Origin of the sequence: Pseudoalteromonas prydzensis, assembly GCF_011050055.1 — a bacterium.
GTDB classification, from domain to species: Bacteria; Pseudomonadota; Gammaproteobacteria; order Enterobacterales; family Alteromonadaceae; genus Pseudoalteromonas; species Pseudoalteromonas prydzensis_A.
The window spans coordinates 91,394-112,336 of record NZ_DRGM01000210.1 but is presented as its reverse complement, the minus strand read 5'-3'; the positions used below and the strand labels follow the sequence as shown (position 1 = coordinate 112,336).

23 protein-coding genes are annotated in these 20,943 nt (G+C 42.2%); 8 read left to right on the top strand and 15 right to left on the bottom strand.

Features of this window, described 5'->3' with window-relative positions; genetic code table 11:
- The first annotated feature begins 83 nt into the window (after positions 1–83).
- From apbC to ENH88_RS21860, 3 genes are all read left to right on the top strand, one after another.
- Positions 84–1,163, top strand: a complete 1,080-nt coding sequence (gene apbC, locus ENH88_RS21870) for an iron-sulfur cluster carrier protein ApbC (RefSeq protein ID WP_304185585.1) — start codon at positions 84–86, stop codon at positions 1,161–1,163.
- Positions 1,164–1,166: 3 nt separating this feature from the next.
- On the top strand, positions 1,167–1,754 hold the full coding sequence (dcd, locus tag ENH88_RS21865; protein WP_304185583.1) for a dCTP deaminase: 588 nt from the start codon (positions 1,167–1,169) through the stop codon (positions 1,752–1,754).
- A gap of 391 nt (positions 1,755–2,145) precedes the next feature.
- A complete protein-coding gene (locus ENH88_RS21860; protein ID WP_304185581.1) occupies positions 2,146–4,563 on the top strand; it encodes a putative bifunctional diguanylate cyclase/phosphodiesterase in 2,418 nt (805 codons plus the stop codon).
- Here ENH88_RS21860 and ENH88_RS21855 read toward each other — a convergent pair.
- Positions 4,511–5,293 (bottom strand): CLCA_X family protein, encoded by a 783-nt coding sequence (locus ENH88_RS21855; RefSeq protein ID WP_304185579.1) that lies wholly within the window; start codon positions 5,291–5,293, stop codon positions 4,511–4,513. The genes ENH88_RS21860 and ENH88_RS21855 overlap by 53 nt on opposite strands.
- Positions 5,290–5,895 (bottom strand): tRNA-uridine aminocarboxypropyltransferase, encoded by a 606-nt coding sequence (locus ENH88_RS21850; RefSeq protein ID WP_304185577.1) that lies wholly within the window; start codon positions 5,893–5,895, stop codon positions 5,290–5,292. The genes ENH88_RS21855 and ENH88_RS21850 overlap by 4 nt, the downstream gene beginning before the upstream one ends.
- 200 nt (positions 5,896–6,095) lie before the next feature.
- On the opposite strand from ENH88_RS21850, the gene ENH88_RS21845 reads away from it, so the two are divergent.
- Entirely contained in the window at positions 6,096–6,440 is a 345-nt protein-coding gene (locus ENH88_RS21845; RefSeq protein ID WP_304185575.1) for an Hpt domain-containing protein, read from the top strand.
- A gap of 104 nt (positions 6,441–6,544) precedes the next feature.
- The gene (locus tag ENH88_RS21840) at positions 6,545–7,762 is read left to right on the top strand and encodes a pyridoxal phosphate-dependent aminotransferase (protein ID WP_304185574.1); all 1,218 of its coding nucleotides are present in this window, start codon (positions 6,545–6,547) and stop codon (positions 7,760–7,762) included.
- Between the two features lie 85 nt (positions 7,763–7,847).
- Here the strand turns inward: ENH88_RS21840 and ENH88_RS21835 are convergent, their stop codons facing one another.
- Genes ENH88_RS21835 through ENH88_RS21820 form a run of 4 tightly spaced genes read right to left on the bottom strand, consistent with a single transcriptional unit; the run spans position 7,848 to position 10,781 of the window.
- Positions 7,848–8,315, bottom strand: a complete 468-nt coding sequence (locus ENH88_RS21835) for a glycine zipper 2TM domain-containing protein (RefSeq protein ID WP_304185647.1) — start codon at positions 8,313–8,315, stop codon at positions 7,848–7,850.
- A 20-nt stretch (positions 8,316–8,335) separates the two neighbouring features.
- Complete coding sequence (gene lpoB, locus ENH88_RS21830; protein ID WP_304185573.1) at positions 8,336–8,971, bottom strand: penicillin-binding protein activator LpoB; 636 nt, start codon at positions 8,969–8,971, stop codon at positions 8,336–8,338.
- A gap of 11 nt (positions 8,972–8,982) precedes the next feature.
- Positions 8,983–9,408, bottom strand: a complete 426-nt coding sequence (locus tag ENH88_RS21825; protein WP_304185572.1) for a YcfL family protein — start codon at positions 9,406–9,408, stop codon at positions 8,983–8,985.
- Between the two features lie 8 nt (positions 9,409–9,416).
- Positions 9,417–10,781: a COG3014 family protein gene (locus ENH88_RS21820; RefSeq protein ID WP_304185570.1), complete on the bottom strand. Its 1,365-nt coding sequence runs from the start codon at positions 10,779–10,781 to the stop codon at positions 9,417–9,419.
- A gap of 179 nt (positions 10,782–10,960) precedes the next feature.
- Between ENH88_RS21820 and ENH88_RS21815 the strand changes: the two genes are divergently transcribed.
- A complete protein-coding gene (locus tag ENH88_RS21815; protein WP_304185569.1) occupies positions 10,961–11,167 on the top strand; it encodes a hypothetical protein in 207 nt (68 codons plus the stop codon).
- Between the two features lie 49 nt (positions 11,168–11,216).
- A complete protein-coding gene (locus ENH88_RS21810) occupies positions 11,217–12,146 on the top strand; it encodes a DMT family transporter (RefSeq protein ID WP_304185567.1) in 930 nt (309 codons plus the stop codon).
- On the opposite strand, the gene ENH88_RS21805 is transcribed toward ENH88_RS21810, so the two are convergent.
- The 7 genes from ENH88_RS21805 to ENH88_RS21775 form a co-directional block, all read right to left on the bottom strand.
- Positions 12,079–12,780, bottom strand: coding sequence for a M15 family metallopeptidase (locus ENH88_RS21805; protein ID WP_304185565.1), 702 nt, complete (start codon positions 12,778–12,780; stop codon positions 12,079–12,081). The two genes, ENH88_RS21810 and ENH88_RS21805, sit on opposite strands and share 68 nt — an antisense overlap.
- Positions 12,777–13,907, bottom strand: coding sequence for a succinyl-diaminopimelate desuccinylase (gene dapE / locus ENH88_RS21800; RefSeq protein ID WP_192540673.1), 1,131 nt, complete (start codon positions 13,905–13,907; stop codon positions 12,777–12,779). Before dapE ends, ENH88_RS21805 begins: the two co-directional genes overlap by 4 nt.
- Positions 13,904–14,251, bottom strand: a complete 348-nt coding sequence (locus ENH88_RS21795) for an ArsC family reductase (protein ID WP_192540674.1) — start codon at positions 14,249–14,251, stop codon at positions 13,904–13,906. Before ENH88_RS21795 ends, dapE begins: the two co-directional genes overlap by 4 nt.
- Before the next feature lie 5 nt (positions 14,252–14,256).
- Complete coding sequence (locus ENH88_RS21790; protein ID WP_304185560.1) at positions 14,257–14,751, bottom strand: PTS glucose transporter subunit IIA; 495 nt, start codon at positions 14,749–14,751, stop codon at positions 14,257–14,259.
- Positions 14,751–15,149 (bottom strand): ACT domain-containing protein, encoded by a 399-nt coding sequence (locus ENH88_RS21785; RefSeq protein ID WP_064666040.1) that lies wholly within the window; start codon positions 15,147–15,149, stop codon positions 14,751–14,753. Before ENH88_RS21785 ends, ENH88_RS21790 begins: the two co-directional genes overlap by 1 nt.
- A gap of 225 nt (positions 15,150–15,374) precedes the next feature.
- Positions 15,375–17,525 (bottom strand): phosphate acetyltransferase, encoded by a 2,151-nt coding sequence (pta, locus tag ENH88_RS21780; RefSeq protein WP_064666041.1) that lies wholly within the window; start codon positions 17,523–17,525, stop codon positions 15,375–15,377.
- Between the two features lie 2 nt (positions 17,526–17,527).
- Complete coding sequence (locus ENH88_RS21775; protein ID WP_304185557.1) at positions 17,528–18,742, bottom strand: acetate kinase; 1,215 nt, start codon at positions 18,740–18,742, stop codon at positions 17,528–17,530.
- 312 nt (positions 18,743–19,054) lie between these two features.
- Between ENH88_RS21775 and yfbV the strand changes: the two genes are divergently transcribed.
- Complete coding sequence (gene yfbV / locus ENH88_RS21770) at positions 19,055–19,501, top strand: terminus macrodomain insulation protein YfbV (protein ID WP_304185645.1); 447 nt, start codon at positions 19,055–19,057, stop codon at positions 19,499–19,501.
- Here yfbV and rlmA read toward each other — a convergent pair.
- Positions 19,485–20,294: a 23S rRNA (guanine(745)-N(1))-methyltransferase gene (gene rlmA, locus ENH88_RS21765; RefSeq protein WP_304185554.1), complete on the bottom strand. Its 810-nt coding sequence runs from the start codon at positions 20,292–20,294 to the stop codon at positions 19,485–19,487. The two genes, yfbV and rlmA, sit on opposite strands and share 17 nt — an antisense overlap.
- Positions 20,291–20,938, bottom strand: a complete 648-nt coding sequence (locus ENH88_RS21760; RefSeq protein ID WP_304185644.1) for an energy-coupling factor ABC transporter permease — start codon at positions 20,936–20,938, stop codon at positions 20,291–20,293. The genes rlmA and ENH88_RS21760 overlap by 4 nt, the downstream gene beginning before the upstream one ends.
- Positions 20,939–20,943 lie beyond the last annotated feature (5 nt).

Below are 20,943 nucleotides of genomic sequence, written 5' to 3'. Positions count from 1 at the left end.
TTTCATTAATTGACTGGTGTTAATGCCCTGAATGTTACATAATTCCGAGGCAATTTTCATCAAAGAAACACTATTTTATTGCTATGTTTGGACTGTCGAAACTATTCTCTTCTAAATCGGTGCAAAAACAACCGATTATTGCTGCATTAGCAGGGTATCGCAGTGCCGCTTTTGCAGTTGGCGTTGATGAAAAATTTATCAACCGTATTGAACCACAAAATGATAACTCATTATTACTCAATTTAACGCTGCCATTTGCTGCGCTATCTGAAATGCCACAAGTGGCTGAGTTTGTCAGCGAAAAGCTTAAGCAAACGGTGGTGATTAACGCTAATGTTGAGCTGCCTGGCGCGTGCAAATTCAAATCTATTAAACATATTGTATTGATTGCATCTGGCAAGGGCGGGGTTGGTAAATCAACTACAGCTGTGAATTTGGCGGGCGCCCTTATCGCTGAAGGTGGCAAAGTTGGGATTTTAGATGCGGATATTTATGGTCCTTCTATTCCTATGTTGTTGGGGCTAAGCGGCGCGGCGCCTACGACACAAGATGATAAACAATTACAGCCCTTTGATGCTAATGGCATTAAAGCTCAATCAATCGGTTTTTTAGTGCCCAGTGATGACGCCACGGTATGGCGTGGGCCAATGGCCTCGGGTGCGGTTAATCAGTTACTTAACGAAACAGCTTGGGGCGAGCTTGATTACCTGATTGTAGATATGCCACCGGGCACTGGCGATATTCAATTAACTATGAGTCAAAAAGTGCCTGCCAGTGGCACTGTGATTGTCACCACGCCACAAGATTTAGCGTTGGCAGATGCACAAAAAGGCATCGCGATGTTTAATAAAGTGAATGTGCCGGTGTTAGGTTTGATTGAAAACATGAGCCATTTTTTATGCTCGCACTGTGGTGAGCCTAATCATGTATTTGGCAAAGATGGCGCAATAAAATTAGCCCAGCGTCATGGTGTGCCTGTGTTGTCAAAAATTCCACTGGCGATTGATATTCGCGAATACTCAGAGCAAGGCAAATTAATAGCAATGGATAACCAAGCTGCTGTGAGTAAAACTTATGCTGATGCTGCGCGCTTAATTGCCAGTACGCTTTACTATCAACAACCCCATCATGACTCAGTTGAGATTGTGATTACGGATGATTAACTAATGAGATTATCAGATACCCATATTAAAGAATATATTGCCCAACAACGTATTATTATTGAGCCAAGTCCGACCGATGAAATGATTTCTGGGGTAACGGCAGACTTACGGTTAGGCAATAAGTTTCGTGTGTTTCAAGATCATACCGCAGCGTATGTTGATTTAAGCGGTCCTAAAGATCAGCTTAATAAAGCGATGGAATCGATAATGAGCGATGAAATCGTGCTAAAAGATGGCGATGCGTTCTTTTTACACCCGGGTGAACTCGCACTTGCAATGACTTACGAAAAAGTAACGTTACCGGCTGATATTGTGGGTTGGCTTGACGGCCGTTCGTCATTGGCGCGACTAGGTTTGATGGTGCACGTTACGGCACACCGGATAGATCCAGGTTGGTCTGGTAATATCGTGTTAGAGTTTTATAACTCAGGTAAGCTGCCACTGGCGCTGCGGCCAATGATGAAAATTGGCGCAATGAGTTTTGAAACCCTGTCAGGCCCTGCTGAAAACCCGTATAACATTCGTAAAGATGCCAAATATAAAGATCAAACCAGCGCCGTTGCTAGTCGTATCAGTGACGATCGCAATTAATTAAAAATACATTTTAAAATAAAGGTTTACCAGAAGGTAGGCCTTTTTATTTATTAGAAAAACAATATCTCTTCGGTTAATTACTGGCAATTTCACTCAATACTTCCATACTTTAGTTATCTTTTTGCAATGTACTATAGCTTAATTACATCAAGGTAGAGAATTCAGCGTTTCACTGGGCTTAATCTCAAGCGTTACTTTATAATCAATGCTTTGCTTTTAATGCCAATGATGTTCGGATCTTGGGGCTAATTAGCTATATATGTTAAAAGCACATGGAGTGACAGTGATTCAGGTAAGTACATTCGCACGAACAGTGTTTATAAATTTTTTGCTCGTACTTTTTAGTATCGCTGCTTCATCGTGTGCGATAGCTGCAAATGACTCCGTTGTGACAGGCTGGATCGTGCCAGCGAATGCTCCCTTTGAAACTGCCAAACCCTTGCTACAACATGCAATAACAGCCTACGCTAAATCAGACTTATCACAGGTTCGGTTGAAAGCCGAGCAAGACTATTGGTTTATTATTGATTTATCTCAGTACCAACAATCACAGTCAAACGTTATTTATGCTGATAATGTTCATTTATCACACGTTGATTTTTACACCCTAGATGACAATTTTAACCAGCTAGTTGCAGTAAATAATGAAGCTCACCGCGCCATTAATAAGGTGTTGCCCCACGTAGTATTTACCGCCGACAGGGCGCATTGGGCTGTGCTATCCGCTCGCCACAATGATGATGAGTGGATCAACATTGGTTTTGCTACGGATCAACAATTTATTGAGTTAGTAAATACTAAACTGCGAAATTTTATATTAATTATCGGCGTATTACTGCTGTGTATTACGATTGCTGGCACTGTTTACATTTTGTCACATCAAACTAAAGCACTTTATTTACTTGCTTATCTTGGGTGTATATTAAGTGAGTTTTTAATAGCGCAAGGGGTATTGAATTATGTTAGTGATGCGCTGTTACCTTTATGGTATGCAAAGCTACAGTTTTCATTTCAAGTGATGGCACTGGCGGTGATCAGCTTTTGCTTTATTCATTATTTACAATCACAGAATATTTTAAAACCACGTCAGTATAAGTTATTAGCGTATGTTAGCTTATTTAGTATGACAGCAATTTTAAGTTGTTTTATGAAGCAATCAGTGCACTTTGTTGTTGTGACTTTGAGTTTGGGTTTTATGCTAGTGCTGCTAAGTTATTTATTTTTTTATTGGCGTAGTAACACCAAACAACCAATCCAGTATGAGTTTTTAATTGTCTGGTGTGCTGTCATTTTACAAACGCTGTGTTGGCAAGCAACATTGGTGGCTGGTGCACAGTTATTCCCATTTAATGATGTATTAATTGTGGTAAATGCATTGGCGTTTGTGATGGCGTTACTTATTCATGAACGAAAACGTGTTAAGCAATATAACCATAATCTCACTCATGATGATGAAACAAAACTACCGAATAAACTGTTACTAATAAAACGCCTTGATAGCCAAGTAAAACTAACCACAGCGCATTCTATATTGCTATTTAGGCCCGCAGTATTGTCGAATGCACGGGCAAATTTTGGTTATGAGCATGTCAATGAACATATAAAAGTGATTATGAATAAATTGACGCAGCAATTAGCCTCAATGAATGTATTGTGCGTTGAAACGAATACACAAGGAGCACGAAGTATTGTTCGACTTGATGACAGTACTTATGCAGTGGTAGTACTTGGTAGGCTAGAGTTGAGCCAAATAGAGCAGTTGGTGTGTGTGATCAACAGTGTGTTTGCTGATGGCATTACCCATAAACGGCTTCATTTAATTGATAAAGTTGATATTGGCGTGGCAAATTACCCGTTACATGCAAGTACAGCTTCGCAATTGATCCAGCGCGGCTTACAAGCATTGGGTGCAAAACCATTGCATGGTGAACGTTGGCATATGTTTAATATTGAAAATGTCACTCTTTCGCAGCGTCGTATCGCCATAGCATCAGCTTTAAAAGAAGCGATTGAATATGATCAACTTAGCTTGTTTTTCCAACCTCAGGTTGATTTAAACACAGGGAAAGTACATGGGTGTGAAGCCTTATTGCGCTGGGAACACCCACAATTTGGGCATGTGCCGCCGGATCTATTTATTCCGATAGCTGAATCATCTGGGATCATTTCAGAGCTAACCGAATGGGTTATTACGCACGCGTTGATTTACCAAAAACAAATGACGGCATTATTGCCGGAGCATATTATTTCCATCAATATTTCTGCTAAAGATTTAATGTGTAAAGATTTACCCGTGTTATTTATTACATTACTGGATGAGTTTAAGCTTAATGCGAGTAACATAATGCTAGAGCTGACCGAGTCTGCGACGCTTTTTGAAGGCGTTGATATAAAGAATGCACTGAATGATTACCGTTTAATTGGCGTTAAAATAGCCATTGATGATTTTGGCACTGGCTATTCATCACTGGCGTATTTGAGCAAAATGGGCTTTGATGAAATAAAAATAGATAAGCAATTTGTGATGAACATTGAGTATTCAAAGAATGATCAAACAATCTGTCGCGCGACCTGCGATATTGCTAAATCGTTGGGTTCTTATGTTGTTGCTGAAGGGATTGAGGACAGCCAAAGTATGGTTAAATTGCAAAGTTACGGCTGTGAAATTGGCCAAGGATATTACTTTTCACGGCCTTTAACGTTTGTTGATTATATGCTGTGGCTTGAGAAAAACCTTGAAAACACTTCGTTAGTTACACGTGATGATGAAAGAGCAATTGGCCTAATCGAGAAAAATAATTATTAAGCGCCCGGTTGCAGGTGGTCAAGGTGTTATTGTCAGGGTAAATAAGGCCTGAACTATTGATACCCGATACTAAAAAATGATTAATGATTTGCTCATTTTGGGCAATACAGGCTTCAAAGCTACGTGCGGCTAACTCTTCAGGCATGCTCATATAATATTGCTGATGGTGTTTATCAAATGCGATACATTGTTGTACATAGTGATTGGCGTTTTCACCTGTTGGCTCTAAAAATACACTCTGGTAAAACTTATTTAGCGCTAAGTTGAGCGAATGGGATGGCGCTATAGGATGTTCAAGCCACAGTTTCGATGCAAAATGGTTTTTTGAGTGTGCGGGAAAAACATGCCCGGTAATATGATGATCAAAGGCATGAAACCATTCATGGGCCAGCGCGCCAGCTCCGGCATTTTTTGCCAGTGCAAGGGTACGTGTTCGGCTATTATAATGCGCCTGCACGTGTTGTTGACCGCCATGACCAAAGGCAAAGTTAAGCTTTCCTCTGAGGCCAATCGCGTTAGGGGGAACTTGCAGAATTTGGGCTAAATCAGCTAAGGCATCATAGATCAAATTAGCACTAATAAAGCGCTCTTCTTTACTAACCCATTTACCAACCACCATAGTACGAAAGCCAAAAGTGTCACGAATATCGTTAAAATCAACTTGGTCATCAAAGCGATAATTGGGCCCTTGGCGGTAAAACCCGCGTTGTAAGCGATTTTTAGCCGTCATTTTACTTGATAGCGGGCTTTAACATGCTCCGGCATAAACTGAGTTTGTTTGTTGTTAAGCGCTTCTAGTGCTTGATATAAAGCTGCTGGGTTTGCGTGTTCAATTAACGCTAAGCTATGTGCTACCGCTTCTAAGGTCGACAAACTATCTTCGCGTGGGGCTTTACGAATGCGGTAGCGATTTGGTGGAATTGTGGCAAAGCTGACTTTCTTAAAGTTGTTTAGCGCAGGGGTCAATTGCATTAGCTTAAATGCTTTTTTCCATGTGCCATCAAGCACAATTAAATGGCTTAACTGCGCGGTAAACTTTTTGGTTGAAATGCTCGCATCATCTAACAAAATGGCATCTTCAGCAGGGTAGAGCAGTGCTGTTGAGGTGCTGGGGAGTTTTTCTAAGATACTGAAGTCAGTCTGCGTTTCACCAATAATTAGTTCACATTGAGTTAGACAAAGCGTTAATAAGCGCGCTGTGTTTTTACTCACTTTGATTTCGTTAGGATCCTGTAAAATAATAATTTTAAGTTTATTATCAAGCACTGATAAATCTTCACAAAGGCAAGTTGATAAGCTAAATTTACAATGAGCACACAGTGAACGAGACATAAAATAATCTATTTATTTGTGAATAGTTGAAAAACCCGTTAATTATACGCTGAATGAGACGATTAGTTGGTTTTTTTTTCGAGATAACATTAGGGTATGCACATTACTGCAAGTTTAACCTCGAAAGATAAGCAGACTCTAGGGTCTATAATTAACATAAGTTACTGATGTCGTGTTGCATGAGTAAAAAAGGATAAAGAATGAACACAATTATCATTGATGAAAACGCATTGGAAAGTATGGAATCGTTATTAGGAGAGCAATTTAGTGATACATTGGTGTTTTGCTGCGCTGAATTTGAGCGCTTAAGCTCAGCAATATTAGCAACGATCCATAACGATATTCAAGTCGCCAGCCGTCATGCTCATAGCTTAAAGTCGAACGCCGCGCAATTTGGAGCGAGTAGTTTGTCGGAAGTGGCAAGGACAATCGAGCAAAGTTTGAACAATCATAATACGGCGCAGGCACTCGAGGCATCACAACAACTAGATAGCCAAGTTGCGGGCTCAAAGGCAAAGTTAACTGATTGGTTGCAAAGCCGTTAGCCATATACTCAGACGTGAATTTATTTCAGTTTTAAAGCCTTAAATACACTAGTATTTGGCCCCTCTACTAGGGTAATCTAGTTGTTCCACTAGTAGAGGTAAAAATGTCAGAAATTAAAAAGAGTCATAAATTACAAGGCGTTTGTTATGACATTCGTGGGCCAGTGTTAGTACAGGCTCGCAAAATGGAAGATGAAGGCCAAAAAGTTTTAAAATTGAATATTGGTAATCCCGCGGCGTTTGGCTTTGATATGCCAGAAGATATGCACCGTGATATTATTCGTAACTTATATTCAGCCCAAGGCTATTGTGACTCGAAAGGCCTCTACTCAGCCCGTGTGGCTATTTATCAGCACTACCAACAACGCGGTTTATACAATCTAGACGTAGATAATATTTATATTGGTAATGGCGTCAGTGAATTAATTCAAATGACGACTCAGGCGTTACTCAATAATGATGATGAAGTGTTGATCCCTGCACCGGACTACCCATTATGGACAGCGTCAGTGAAATTGGCAGGGGGTAACCCCGTTCATTATTTATGTGATGAAGAACAAGATTGGTTTCCAGATATTGCTGATATTCGTAGCAAAATCACCTCAAAGACCAAAGCGTTGGTGTTGATCAACCCAAATAATCCGACTGGTGCGGTATACGATGATGCGTTATTACAACAGTTAATAGACGTAGCTCGTGAGCATAAGTTATTGTTATTAAGCGATGAAATCTACGAAAAGATTTTATATGACGGGATCACCCATAGCTCTATTGGTGCGCTTTGTGATGACGTGCCGATCATCACCTTTAACGGCTTAGCGAAAACTTACCGCGCAGCAGGTTTACGGATGGGCTGGATGGTACTCAGTGGTCGCACCTCGGTCATGGACGATTTACGCAAAGGTTTAGATATTTTAGCTTCAATGCGTTTATGCGCTAATGTGCCTGCGCAATATGCGATTCAGCAAGCGTTAGGAGGCGTACAATCAATTGATGAGTTAATTAATCCTGGTGGGCGCTTGTACGAACAACGTGATATCGCCTGGCGTGGTTTGAATGCCATAGATGGTATTTCTTGTCTAAAACCAAAAGGGGCTTTGTACGCTTTTGCTAAAGTGGATACAGAACGTTTTAATATCAAAAATGATGAAAAAATGATCCTCGATTTACTCAAAGCAGAAAAAATATTGTTAGTGCATGGTAGGGCATTTAACTGGCCTAGCCCTGATCACTTTAGATTGGTGTTTTTGCCTAATAAAGATGATTTAACGACCGCGATGGGCAAGATGCAGCGCTTCTTTAATAATTATCGGCAAAGTTAAGAGTTAATACTTGGCAACAATAAAAAAGCGAGCTCATAGTTAAATGATGGCTCGCTTTTTTCATTTCAGATCAGACTAGCTAAACTCAGTAGGCTTTATCAACGCGGACGGTGTTATCTGATAAATACACTAAGCGCACGCTGTCACCGGTGTTAAAGGTCATTTGACTGTCTTTGTCTTGAACCACCATAAATTGCTTACCGTTTTCAACTTTGATCATTAATTCAACCAAATGATATTGGTTGTAATGACTGCCTTGTTGGCGGTTATGCGCAACGCTGCCACCAATTACAGAGCCTAAAATAGTCGCGGCGGTGCGGCCGCTGCCACCACCAAATTGATTACCGATCACACCACCTAGTAAGGCGCCGCCAAAGGTTTTCCAACCACTATTTTTGTCTTGCACCAGTTCTTGTTCAGTAATATTACGCACTGATTGCACATTGCCAAACAGAACTTGCTGTACGGGCACGGCTTTATTTCGCTCATATGCCGCAAAACTTGGATTACTGATGAGCAGGGCTGTACACAGCCCAATTATGAGTTTATTCATCATTTACCTCCTAAGCTGCATTACCAGCCAAAGGTTGATTTTTCTCGGGTTTTCCGAATTTCTGTTTCGTCAGCCCATTCGACTAAGCCACTTTTTAAATCCATTAAGCGCATGGTAAATTTATAGTACACATCGGCTTTATCTTTGTTTGACTTAACAATGCTTGATAAATTGCCATACAGCATATATTGCGCGCCCACTTGTTGACCAAAGGCCACTGCAGTTGAAGGGTCAACTAATGCATCAACATTTTGAAAGTTAAGTTGCTCTCTTACCGCTTCTACACGGCCCATATCCACAAAACGGAATTTACCGCTGCGCAGTAGTTGGGTTGAAATTGAATCAGTGATCGATTCAGTATCAATATGCTCACTGGTTTTGTTTTTAATACGTTCAACAAATACCACTGGGCGTGTATTAGCGGTCATAGTACCCACCACTGGCGAAGCCAGCAGCGAATCGGTCATTTGCGTAGCGACTTTTTGCAAGTCGGTTGAACCAAAGTTAATATCGGTTGTTTCAACAGCTTGTGCGTCACCGTAGCTAACCACCGCTTTATTAGCACAGCCACTGAGCGCTAAAGCGCTTAAGCCAAGTAAAGCAAAACCAGAGAGTGCTTTAAATGTTGGTTTTTTCGTTGTGTTTTCAGTATTCATAGTGGTGTCCTTTACTTTTTAAATTCTTGTGCTTCAGTCGATACTTCGCGAACTGCTAATGAAAATGTGACTGCATCGGCTGTCGGTGCAAGGCCAGGTAGCTGCATATTAGCAAAGCCAAATAAAGTCAGCGCTTGCCAAGGTGAATGATTGCCTTTGATCACAAAACCATCTCCGTCGTACCAAGTAAACTGGTACTGCAAATATTGTGACTTTTTATATTGGCTAGACAGTGTCACTACGACATCGGTTAACTGATTAGTTTGGCGAGTCTTTACATCAGTGATGGCCAGTTTTTTAGCTAGTTCAGGGTTATCTACTTTTAACTGTTGCTGGTATTGTGCTGAAGCTTGTTCAACACTAATACCTGATGTGGTTGGTCTACTTGTACAGGCTGCCAGTAGACACACCGCTAATAATGGCACTAAATATTTCATGGTAGCTCCTAAAGTTGCACTACATGGGAATTAAAATAGTTGTTAATAGAGGTTAGATAAATCAAGGTTAACCCTTGCTTACTAACGGTAAAGTTTATGTCGCTATGAGCACCAAGTTTTAATACATGATCCCCTGCAGCGAGCTGGGTACGCGCGACACTTATTTGATTGGGCAGCGTCAACCAACTACGGGTATCCGCTTGCTCTGACGCTAAGTTGTAAATATTCGCGAGAATATTGCCGACATCGCCGCCACTGCGTGCTAATTCTGCACGTACTTTTTCTTTTGCTACTAAACGCAATATTTGCCGAGAGACTCTCGCCGGTGTTTGCTCTTCAAGGGTTTTTGCCGCTAATGCTTCTAGGCGTACCAAGGGGCTCAATGGTAAAACCTGTGCTGCGATACTAATTTTGTTAATCGCGGGTATAAATGCGTTATCTTTATAAACGGGCATCGCTAAACTGTAAAAGCGCGCATCGCCACGGGATGTATAAATCGGCAAACGCAATACAAACTCATCTTTTTCTGGCACTAACCCTTGTTCAACTAGCACCACCACATCACCGCTGTTAGCGGCGCGCTTAGTTGGCTCACCAAAGCGCTTTTTAAATTCTGCAAAGTCTTGATCAAAGCCTTGTCGCTTGGCAAGCTGCAGTACATCTTGCTGCAAATAGGTGTTTTCTGGATTGATCTCCAGCGCTTTTTTAAAATCAATGTAGGCATCATCGTATTGCTTATTACTTTGGTAAAGTAAGCCTGACAAATAAAACGTAAACGCATTTTGGTAGCCATTTTTTACGTTTTTAATCACCTCATCCATGCTGGGATAATGCTTTTGCGCTTCTTTTACGCTGGCATCAAGGTCATCTTGATTGGCCGTTAATGCATCTGTTTGTACTTTATTAGCGCGGCGCACTTCAACCAGTGCACCTTCAATATCATTTTGATAAACATAACTGAGTGCTTTATAGCTATGCAGCATACTCATTTCATAAGGCGCTGGCGTATACGCGATGACTGAATCATTGGTGAGCAGGGCGTTACTTTGTTCAAGCCCTGCACTGAGTTGTACTTTGGCGGCTTGGCGTTTTATTTCCATTTGCTGATAGACCGCTTCATATTGCGGTTGTGCAGTATCATCTTGATTCGTTAGCGTGTTTAACCGAGCGTGTTCTAATTGATTGAGCAAGTAGTTGCTGTGCGATTGCCCATTAGTTGGCAATAGCTGCTGGGCTTGAGCCATATTATTGCTATTAATTGCTTGGCGTACAGGCGTCATTTGAGTGGCGTAATCAGTAAAAAGATCACCAAATCCAATGGTACTGCATCCACCTAAAATAGCACAAAAGCCAAAAATAACACTACGTTGCACATGGCACTCCTTTTATCACCGTTAATACAGATTAGCATAAACTAATCTGAGGGCGATGATAAACAATGTAAAAAATCGTAGGCACTCATTCTATAATTACGTAACTGAGCTGCAATAGATCAGCAAAGCCGCTAGTTTTCAATTTAGAATATTTCATAATCAAATAAGTAGTCGATTAAATGACGAAAACTCATCGACTTTACTGTGTTGCTAAGTGTGTGCTATCCCAATACCAATCACTGACACTACGATTACAACAGGTAAACTTTGCGCAATTATGGCAATCCTGTATAAATGATATACCCAGTGAGCAAATTGCTGGCTTTCTTATCAGTTTGATAAATCAATGGCTCGAACGTGGTTGGCTGGTGTCAGCGACAACATAACAAACCATACACGCTGCATGTGCAGTAACGGTTTTAACTAAGGAACACTTTGAAAGCAACATTGTACACGGTACTTGCCTTGCTGGCATTTGCAGCAAACTCTCTTTTATGCCGTATGGCATTAGTTCAAAACTACATAGATGCTTGGAATTTTACTGCGTTGCGGTTACTCAGTGGCGCGCTGTGCTTAGGCTTTATCGTACTTATACAAGCAAAATCAATAGCCAATCCGGCTAATAATAATGACGATATTGAGCTCGACGTGGATGATCGCGGCAGCTGGCGCAGCAGTATCAGCTTATTGGTGTATGCACTTTGCTTTTCAATTGCCTATGTGGAACTTGATACTGGCACTGGTGCGCTTATTTTATTTTCAGCGGTGCAGCTAACCATGATTGGTTGGGGTATTTACAATAAAGAGCGGCTCAGCACTGTGCAGTGGTGTGCATTTATTATCGCTGTGATTGGTTTTGTATATCTGATGTTGCCCTCGGCAACTATTCCATCAGTGATACCAGCACTATTGATGATGCTAAGTGGCGTAGCCTGGGGTATATACAGTATTCGCGGTAAGGTATGTATTTCACCGCTTAAAACCACCACCTTTAATTTTGCCCGTAGTTTATTTGCGTTACCTGTGTTATTTATGATTGGTTTTAGTCATTTATCGGGGCTTAGCTGGCAGGGGGTTGCGCTTGCTTGTGCCTCTGGTGCACTGGCTTCGGGTATTGGTTACAGTATTTGGTATGTTGCTATGCCTTTGTTAAAAAGTAGTCAGGCTGCGGTGGTGCAACTGTGTGTGCCGGTCATAGCGGCATTAGCAGGCATGTTATTTTTAAAAGAAGAACTCAGTATACAGTTTGTGATTGCCAGCGCCGTTATTCTCGGCGCTGTATTGGTGTTTATGTTGGCTAAACAGCCGGGGCACTCACATTCAACACATAGCGCTGATAAAGCTGCGGCAAATGCGCCAAAATAGCGGCTTTGCCCGCAACTTCACTGTTTTCGATAATATCCGTTAAGGCGGCAATACTCTGGTGTTGCATTAACTGTTGCGCTTGTTGAATATGACTAATGTGCCAAGGCTCGGGCGCAACGCCCCCTAAGTCTTGTTGATAAGGACGGTAAAAGCCATAGTCTTCTAAATGATTATCAAGCCACTGAGTCATTGCCGAAAAAGGGCCATTTCCAGTGTATTCGCTCGGCTCTAGCTGCAATTTATAGTCTGCTGACACGGCGGCTTGATCAAAGATGTCAAGATCAGTGCCAAAGTGATGTCGGCTGGTACCTGGCAGTGCAGAGTAGAGCATAATCGCATGGCACTTTTCAATATCCGGCATACTCGCTAAATCAACGTGCTGCTGTTGTTTATTAAGCACCGGACGTTGTCCAGTAAATTTAGCATTCCAGATCAACGCTTGGCGTTCAAAATCCCGAAAGCTAGATGCGATGGCTAGTTCAAAGCCCGCATCACGCGCCGCATTTTGTAAGCGTATAAAGTCGTCAACAATCTCTTTATGCAGTTTATAACCTTGATACTCAACAAGCTGCAGCTCATTTTTACCGCACGCACACTCAGCTAATTGTTGTGCAGTGAGTGTACTTTGGCTCATGTTAACAGCTGCTCTAAAATATGTTCGTAAATATCGGCAAGGGCAATGAGATCGTCACTGCTTACACACTCATTGACCTTATGAATGGTGTCATTACGTGGCCCAAGCTCAATCACCTTTGCGCCCGTTTGGGCAATAAAGCGTCCATCAGACGTGCCGCCAGTGGTTTCAAGTACGGTGTCTAACCCGGTCACTGCTTTTATTGCTGTAACCGTTGCATCAATTAATGGTCCGCCTTCGGTGATAAATGGCTGACCATTAACAATCCAATTCAGCTCATATTCAAAATCATAGTCAGCTAACATATCAACTACGCGTTGCTGTAATTGCTGATGGGTGACTTCAGTACTAAAACGAAAATTAAACTGCACTTCAAGTTCACCCGGGATCACATTACCCGCACCAGTGCCACCATTAATGTTCGATATTTGAAAGCTGGTTGCAGGGAAAAACTCATTACCGTTATCCCACACTGTTTGGCTGAGCTGCGTAAGTAGCGGGGCGGCCAAGTGCACTGGATTTAAGGCAAGTTGCGGATAGGCCACATGTCCTTGAATACCTTTAACGGTTAAAAAGCCTGTTAAAGAACCACGGCGACCATTTTTAACCACATCACCCAATACATTGCGCGATGATGGCTCACCGACTAAGCACATATCAATTTTTTCACCGCGCGCTTCTAGGGTATCAATCACGCGGGTTGTACCGTTGATAAAAGGGCCTTCTTCATCGGAGGTGATTAAAAACGAGATAGAGCCTTTGTGATCGGGGTGTTTTGCAACAAAGCGCTCCGTTGCAACAATCATCGCAGCGAGTGAGCCTTTCATATCAGCAGCGCCGCGACCATGTAGCATGCCATCGGCAAGCAAACCTGAAAATGGCGGGTGTTGCCAGTTTTTTTCAGGCCCAGTCGGTACAACATCGGTATGGCCTGCAAAGCAAAAATGAGGTGACTGTTGGCCTTTTCGTGCCCACGTATTCAAGGTATCAGTGAAAAACATTGACTCAATATTAAAGCCTATTGCTTGTAAACGCTCATTCATCATCGTTTGGCAATCAGCATCTTCAGGCGTGACAGAACGACGTTGGATCAAGGCTTGAGCAAGTTCAATTACTGGATGGATCATGATGCGAAAATCTCATCGTATTGCGCCACTTTAAAACCTAAGTGGTAAGTGTCATTGTGAATTAATACTGGTCGTTTGATCATCGCTGGCTGCTCAACCAAAATGGCCAGTGCGCTGTCTTTATCAAGATTTTGTTTTTGTTCATCCGTTAATTGGCGATAGGTTGTGCCGCGTTTATTAACTAACTCTTGCCAATCGATGTGATTGGCAAACTCGCTGATCATCGCTAGGTTTATGCCGTCTTTACGATAGTCATGAAACGTATAGTCAATGGCGTTATCGGTTAAATATTTTTTGGCTTTTTTTATAGTGTCACAGTTACTGATGCCGTAAAGAGTGGTCATATTAATTACTTCTTAGTGATAGTTAAAAGGGTGTCTATCCCTGCGCTTACGTGGGATAACGAATAATGCATGGGTATAAGCTGATGGCCATTGAGCAAAATCAGGCAGGCGAGTAATGGGCTACTGAGATCTCTGAGATCAAAATAGGCGAGTCGCTGACCTTTTGTCACTTTACTGCCATTAAGCTGAGCAATGTGTGTTTGCTTAATGTGTTGCTGTGGGTCTAACTGTAAATTCAGCAGCACTTTTAAGCCATTATTAGCCTGTAAAATAAATTCAGTGCCGGCATTTTTTACTTGCAATAATGTGCCATCAAAAGGCGCTAATATTTTATGATTGCTCAGGGCAACCATAATGCCAGGGCCCAGTGTGCCATAGCTAAAAAATGGTTCAGGGTGCTCATTTAATGGCATGACTTTACCGCTAAACGGACTGCAAATTGCAATGCTGTTTGGCGTTAATTGTCGCTGTGGTAAATAGCTAATCTCAAGGTTTTTCATTATGCCAACTTAGTGTCATTAAGTAGCTGATAGCCATCTTTTTTTAATGCTTTCATGGCATCATTAATGCGTTGTTGTTTTACTAGCACATAGTCAGTGTCGTAAGTTGAAATCGCAAAGATAGAGATATTAGCCTTGGCTAAAACCCCAGAAATATTCGCCATGATCCCAGTGAGCGAAAAACCAAGTGGGCCAATAACTTCTAACGCGCGCCAATCATGTTCAGCATCAAGGCTGTCAATGGCAAACTCACTAGGGCACACAATCGATAATTCATCTTTAGTTTTGGCTACCACAAACATAGACTGGTTAAATAACTCAGGTGGGATCACGGCAGTCACTTCAAGGGTATGAATGGTAAAGGTTGTACTATGTAGCTTTAAAGTTTGCTTAGACATTGCGGACCCTTTTTAATTGTAAAGCTTTCCATCAGCATATACTGATCAATAGTATAGATTATCAGGGTGAAATAAAAGGCCAATGTTGTCCACAATTTCTGTGGATAACATTGGGAGTAGTGAGGTATAAAGTTAATAACTTACTTATTTTATTGACTATTTAAAATAGGGTTAGATTAACAGCAAGGGCAAAGTGATCAGTGTTTGATCACTTTACTTTAAGCGTTAGTTACCCTGTACTTGTGCTGCTTGAATAGCGGTAAGTGCGATTGTATAAACAATATCGTCGACTAAAGCGCCGCGGCTTAGATCATTAACGGGTTTACGCATACCTTGCAGCATAGGCCCAATGCTGATCAAATCAGCACTACGTTGCACCGCTTTGTAAGTGGTGTTTCCGGTGTTTAAATCTGGGAAAATAAATACCGTCGCTTTACCCGCCACAGGGCTATTTGGCGCTTTTTTAAGGGCGACGTTTTCCATAATTGCCGCGTCATATTGCAGCGGCCCATCGATGATCAGATCAGGGCGCTTTTGCTGTGCTAATTGCGTTGCTAGGCGGACTTTTTCTACATCCGCGCCAGTGCCAGACGTGCCGGTACTGTAGCTTATCATTGCAACGCGTGGCTCAATACCAAATGCAGCAGCAGAATCGGCTGACTGAATGGCAATATCAGCTAATTGCTCGGCCGTTGGATCTGGATTAATCGCGCAATCGCCGTATACCAGTACTTGATCGGGTAAGAGCATAAAAAACACCGATGATACCAATGATGAACCCGGGGCTGTTTTTATTAGTTGCAGCGGTGGGCGAATGGTATTCGCTGTGGTGTTAACCGCACCAGAAACTAAACCATCCACTTTGCCACGCTCTAACATCATAGTGCCCAGCACCACGTTATCTTGTAATTGCTCAAGCGCTACAACTTCGGTTAACCCTTTGCTTTTACGAATTTCAACCATAGGAGCAACATAATCGTTGATCACATCTTGGGGTTCGATAATGGTTACGTTTTCGTTAAGCTCAACACCTTGCTGCATTGCGATACGTTCAATTTCTTCGCGATCGCCTAATAAAATGGTTTTTGCAATACCACGTTGACCACAAATAGCCGCGGCTTTAATGGTGCGAGGTTCATTGCCTTCAGGCAGTACAATCGTTTTTGCCGCTTGACGGGCTTTATCTGTAAGTAGATAGCGAAACGCAGGCGGCGACATTTTCCGGGTTTTACCAACGCTTTTAGCAAGGGTATCTAACCAATCAGAATCAATGTGGCTGGCATTATGATGCTTAACTTTATCAATACGTTGGACATCGTCACAGGGTACTTCCATATTAAAGTTATGTAACAATAACGAGGTACGCCATGTATCCGCATCGGTACTTAAAATTGGCAAGCCAGTGGCCATGGCCTGTTCGCATAAAGTCATGATCCGTGGCTCTGGTTTAAAGCCACCAGTTAATAAAATTGCGCCAATTTTAGTGCCGTTCATAGCTGACAAACAGGCTGCAACTAGTACATCAGAGCGATCACCTGGCGTGACAAGCAGTACACCTGGCGTAAAATGGCTCAGGATGTTAGACACAGTGCGAGCACAAAATGTGACACTACGCAGTCGTCGATGCGCCATATCACCTTCGTTGAGTATTTGCGCTTTTAAATAGGCTGATAGATCTTTCACCCGCGGTGCCACCAGCTCAAAATTCCATGGGATCGAGCCTAATAACATAAAGGGGTGTTTTCTAAAAATGGGCAGTGACGCTAAACGGTTCAGCTCGTTTTCAAGCGCATCCGGCTCGTGTGATTCAACCAAGTCAGCGCGGGCTCTGCCTTCATCATCCAGTGGGGCATTTACTTTATTAAAAATGCAGCCTAATACGCGAGCATGATCAACACTGCCATAATATCCGGCGGCAATTTCTAATCTGTCTTCAATTTGGTCATTGCTGTCATTGCCGGGAGTGAGTACAAATACAATATCAGCCCCAAGCGTTTGCGCGATTTCACGGTTTACTCGCCCAGCATAAGGTTGGCGACGGGTAGGCACCATGCCTTCTATAATAGCGACGACATCATCACCAATGGCATTTTCAAAGCGCTCGACTATTTCTTCAAGTAAGTCATCACCTTTACCATCACCAATCATTTGCTCTGCGTAATCAAGAGCAAAAGGCACGGGAGGGGTAATAGCCGATCCTTGCGTAACAATTTGAGTTGATTTTTCCGGCCCAGTTTCCCCAGAGCGAGGTTGTGCAATCGGTTTGAAAAAGTTAACTTTAACGGTTTTCTGCTCAAGCGCGCGCACTAAACCAACTGATACTGAAGTTAAACCAACCCCCGTTGAGATTGGAACTAGCATAATTCGACGTGCCATTGTTATAGCTCCTGTGCAATTGCGGCGGCATCACGGGCGATCACCCATTCTTCGTTGGTTGGCATGACCACCGCTTTTGTTGAGGCGTGTTGTGAACTTATCACACCTTGCGTGCCAAAGCGGGCTGCAAGGTTTGCGCCGTTATCACAATCAAGGCCAAGGTAGGCAAGTTGAGTAATCACTTTGTCACGAATAATATCGGAGTTTTCGCCAATACCACCGGTAAAAATTAATGCATCAAGGCGCTGCAATGGCACCATAAAGGCGGCCACTTGTTTCGCTAAGCGATAACAAAACATTTCAAGTGCTAAAATGGCTTTTTCATTGCCAGCTACAGCTGCTTCCTCGATAGTACGGCAGTCGTTTGACAATTCACTAATACCAAGTAAGCCGCTTTGTTTATTTAATAAATCGTCAATTTGTTGGGCGTCATAATTTAGTTGCGTGGTTAAAAAGTTAAATAACCCAGGGTCGATATCACCGCTGCGGGTACCCATCATCAAACCTTCCAGCGGCGTTAGGCCCATGCTGGTATCGACACTTTTGCCATTTTTAATCGCGCAGACTGAACAACCATTGCCTAAGTGGGCGCTGATAAAGTTACTTTGCTCTATCGGTTGATCCAGGAGTTCGGCTGTTTGACTTGCTACATAATAATGGCTGGTACCATGGAAGCCATAGCGTCTAACACCGTAGTCTGTGTAGAGCTTATAAGGTAGAGCATATAAATAGGCAACCTTCTCCATGGTTTGATGAAATGCAGTGTCAAACACAGCGACTTGCGGTAATCCTTTAAAGGCGGCTTGTGCTGAGGCTATGCCTAACAAATTTGCATGCCCGTGTAATGGGGCAAGCGTAGCCGCTTGGGTAATGCCCTTAATAACCGCATCATCAATCAGCATTGATTTAGTAAAGTGCTCACCACCATGCACTACACGATGACCCACTGCAATGAGGTTACTTGCTAAATTCTGCTCATTAATAAGTTTAACCAGGGTGTCGATTGCTTCTTTGTGTGCTTGATTGGCTGTCAATTCAAGTAGGTATTTTTTGCCTAAGTATTTGTATTTAATAGATGGCGATGATGATCCTAAGCGCTCAGCCAAACCTGAAATGATTTCTTCAGAGCTGATGGCATCTAAAATAGCGAATTTTAAACTTGAACTTCCACAATTAAGAACAAGCACGTGGTGTGGCGATGAAGGTTGCGCAGACATATCAGGATCCCATGTTTTGACAATATCGGTAAGTGCACATTAAGCTTAGTTGTAATATAACTAAGCATCGAACTAGATTGACTAAAGTTACCGTGTTAACGGTCGATAAATTGCAATGGCTATACTAAAATCTAGTTGACTTAATGTGCGTTTATTTTACCTGATTAATTTATTTAAGGTAAGTTTAAACCATGATCAAAATATGTTTTGGACGAAAAGGTGGAAGGGATTTTACACAGGAATGTTGCCATCAATGTGATACACTCGCTCGGCTAACATTTATAAATACACCAGCGACACCTAGGAGTCATGATGCAAAAAAGTGTGATGTCACAAGTTCAAACTGGTCGTGAATATGCTAAAAAATGGCCGATGCGTAAAGAGCTAGCGCCTATTTTCACGGAGTTTAGAGTGATTAAAGCCACTGAGTTGGCAATTACCGTCATGCCGATTTTGGCAATGCTCACTTTATTTATGCAAATTAATTATTTAGGCAGCAGTTTTTTACCTCAAGCAATCGCCATTGCATTGTTTTTTGTATCGTTACCGTTGCAAGGTCTACTGTGGTTAGGCAAGCGTGCAGATACTGCGCTTGAGCCGGCTATGGAGCATTGGTATAAAGAGCTGCACAGCAAAATGGTTGCTAACGGCTACCAAGGCCATACCCCTAAAGATAAACCTAAATATGCAGAATTGGCCCATTTACTCAATGATATGTTTGATAAAATGGACCGTGCTTTTACTAAAGAGAATCTGTAAGACGGGTAAATTGACTCACATAAAATGACAAGGTGACAACTTGTTCACCTTGTTGTGCTAATTGTTGCCAATGCTCTGGGCGAAACTTCCACGCAAAGGGGGTCATAGTTATCAGGTTTTTCACGTCATTAAATGGCACGCTTATTTGTTGCTCTAACAAGGTTTGCTCAACCAACTCAAAGCCTGTCGGTACACTAATGGGCGTGTGTGCATTAACGTCGCGGTAAATGTATTGCTTCAGCTCTTTTAAATGCCAAGGGCCAGGGCTTGCCACAATAAGTGTGCCATCCGCTTTAGCTAATCGTGCTAATTCAGCATCAAATAACGGTGCAAAAATACTCACCAACACATCAGCCATGCCCTCATTAAACGGTGCTTGGCTTATTGATGCTACGCTAAAATTACAATTACAGTATCGTTTTGCAGCGTATTTTATGGCTGATTTTGAAATGTCTACCCCATAAACCTTGGCATCGCACGCATTGGCTATCGCTTGCGTATAAAAACCTTCGCCACAGCCTAAATCGATAACACATTGTGGAGAGTGCGTTGCAACACGCTGAGCAATGGCTGTTTGTAAAAACTGATAATGCCCGGTTGTTAAAAATGCACGTCTTGCTTGCACCATATCAAGGTTATCGCCCGGTTGTTTAGAGTTTTTTTGTTGTACTGGCAATAAATTTACATACCCTTCTTTGGCCGTATCAAAACTATGGTTGTTGCTACATTTGAGTACATTAGCGTGTAATATTAGCGATTGCTGGCAAAGCGGGCATTGATAATCAAGACTCATGAGTCTAGGTAATCCTTATCGTAAAAAGTTTTCACCCAATGTGGGCGATAGGTGATCAATAAAGTGATGGCCATACCATTGAGCATCGCTTCTGGAAACCAAATGATGGCACATAAGTAGAGGTAATTTTCACTTAATTCAAACCAATTATAATTGCCCGTCGCATAATAAAAGGCACTCACAGTAATAATCTTCAAACAGGCAATTAAAGCGGCACAAATAAAAGCACAGACAAAAATATAGATGAAAAAATGCCGTGGCAACAGGCTGTAACACAGTATAAATAAGCCATAACTTACTAAAATCGGCAAGTAAGCACTCAGCAGTAACTGTATCGGTAACTGTGTAATGCTAATTTGATTAAAGGCAGCCAATAGTAAGCTGGCAAGCGTAGCGCTCAATAATGCAAATCGCCAACCAAGAATAAGTGTGATGGCGGTAACACCAAGAATGTGTAATTCAAGGCCTGGTAATATGCCCGCTTTAATGCGCCACAGCAGCATAAACACTAAAGCGCAAGCGAACACGCCGGTTTGTCGTGCTGGTGTAGCTAGTAACTGTTGGTATTGTTTGTTACTAATACTGAGCCAAACAATGCAGCCGACAATAAGCCAAGCAATTACTTGTAAATTGCTGCTTATTATCGGCG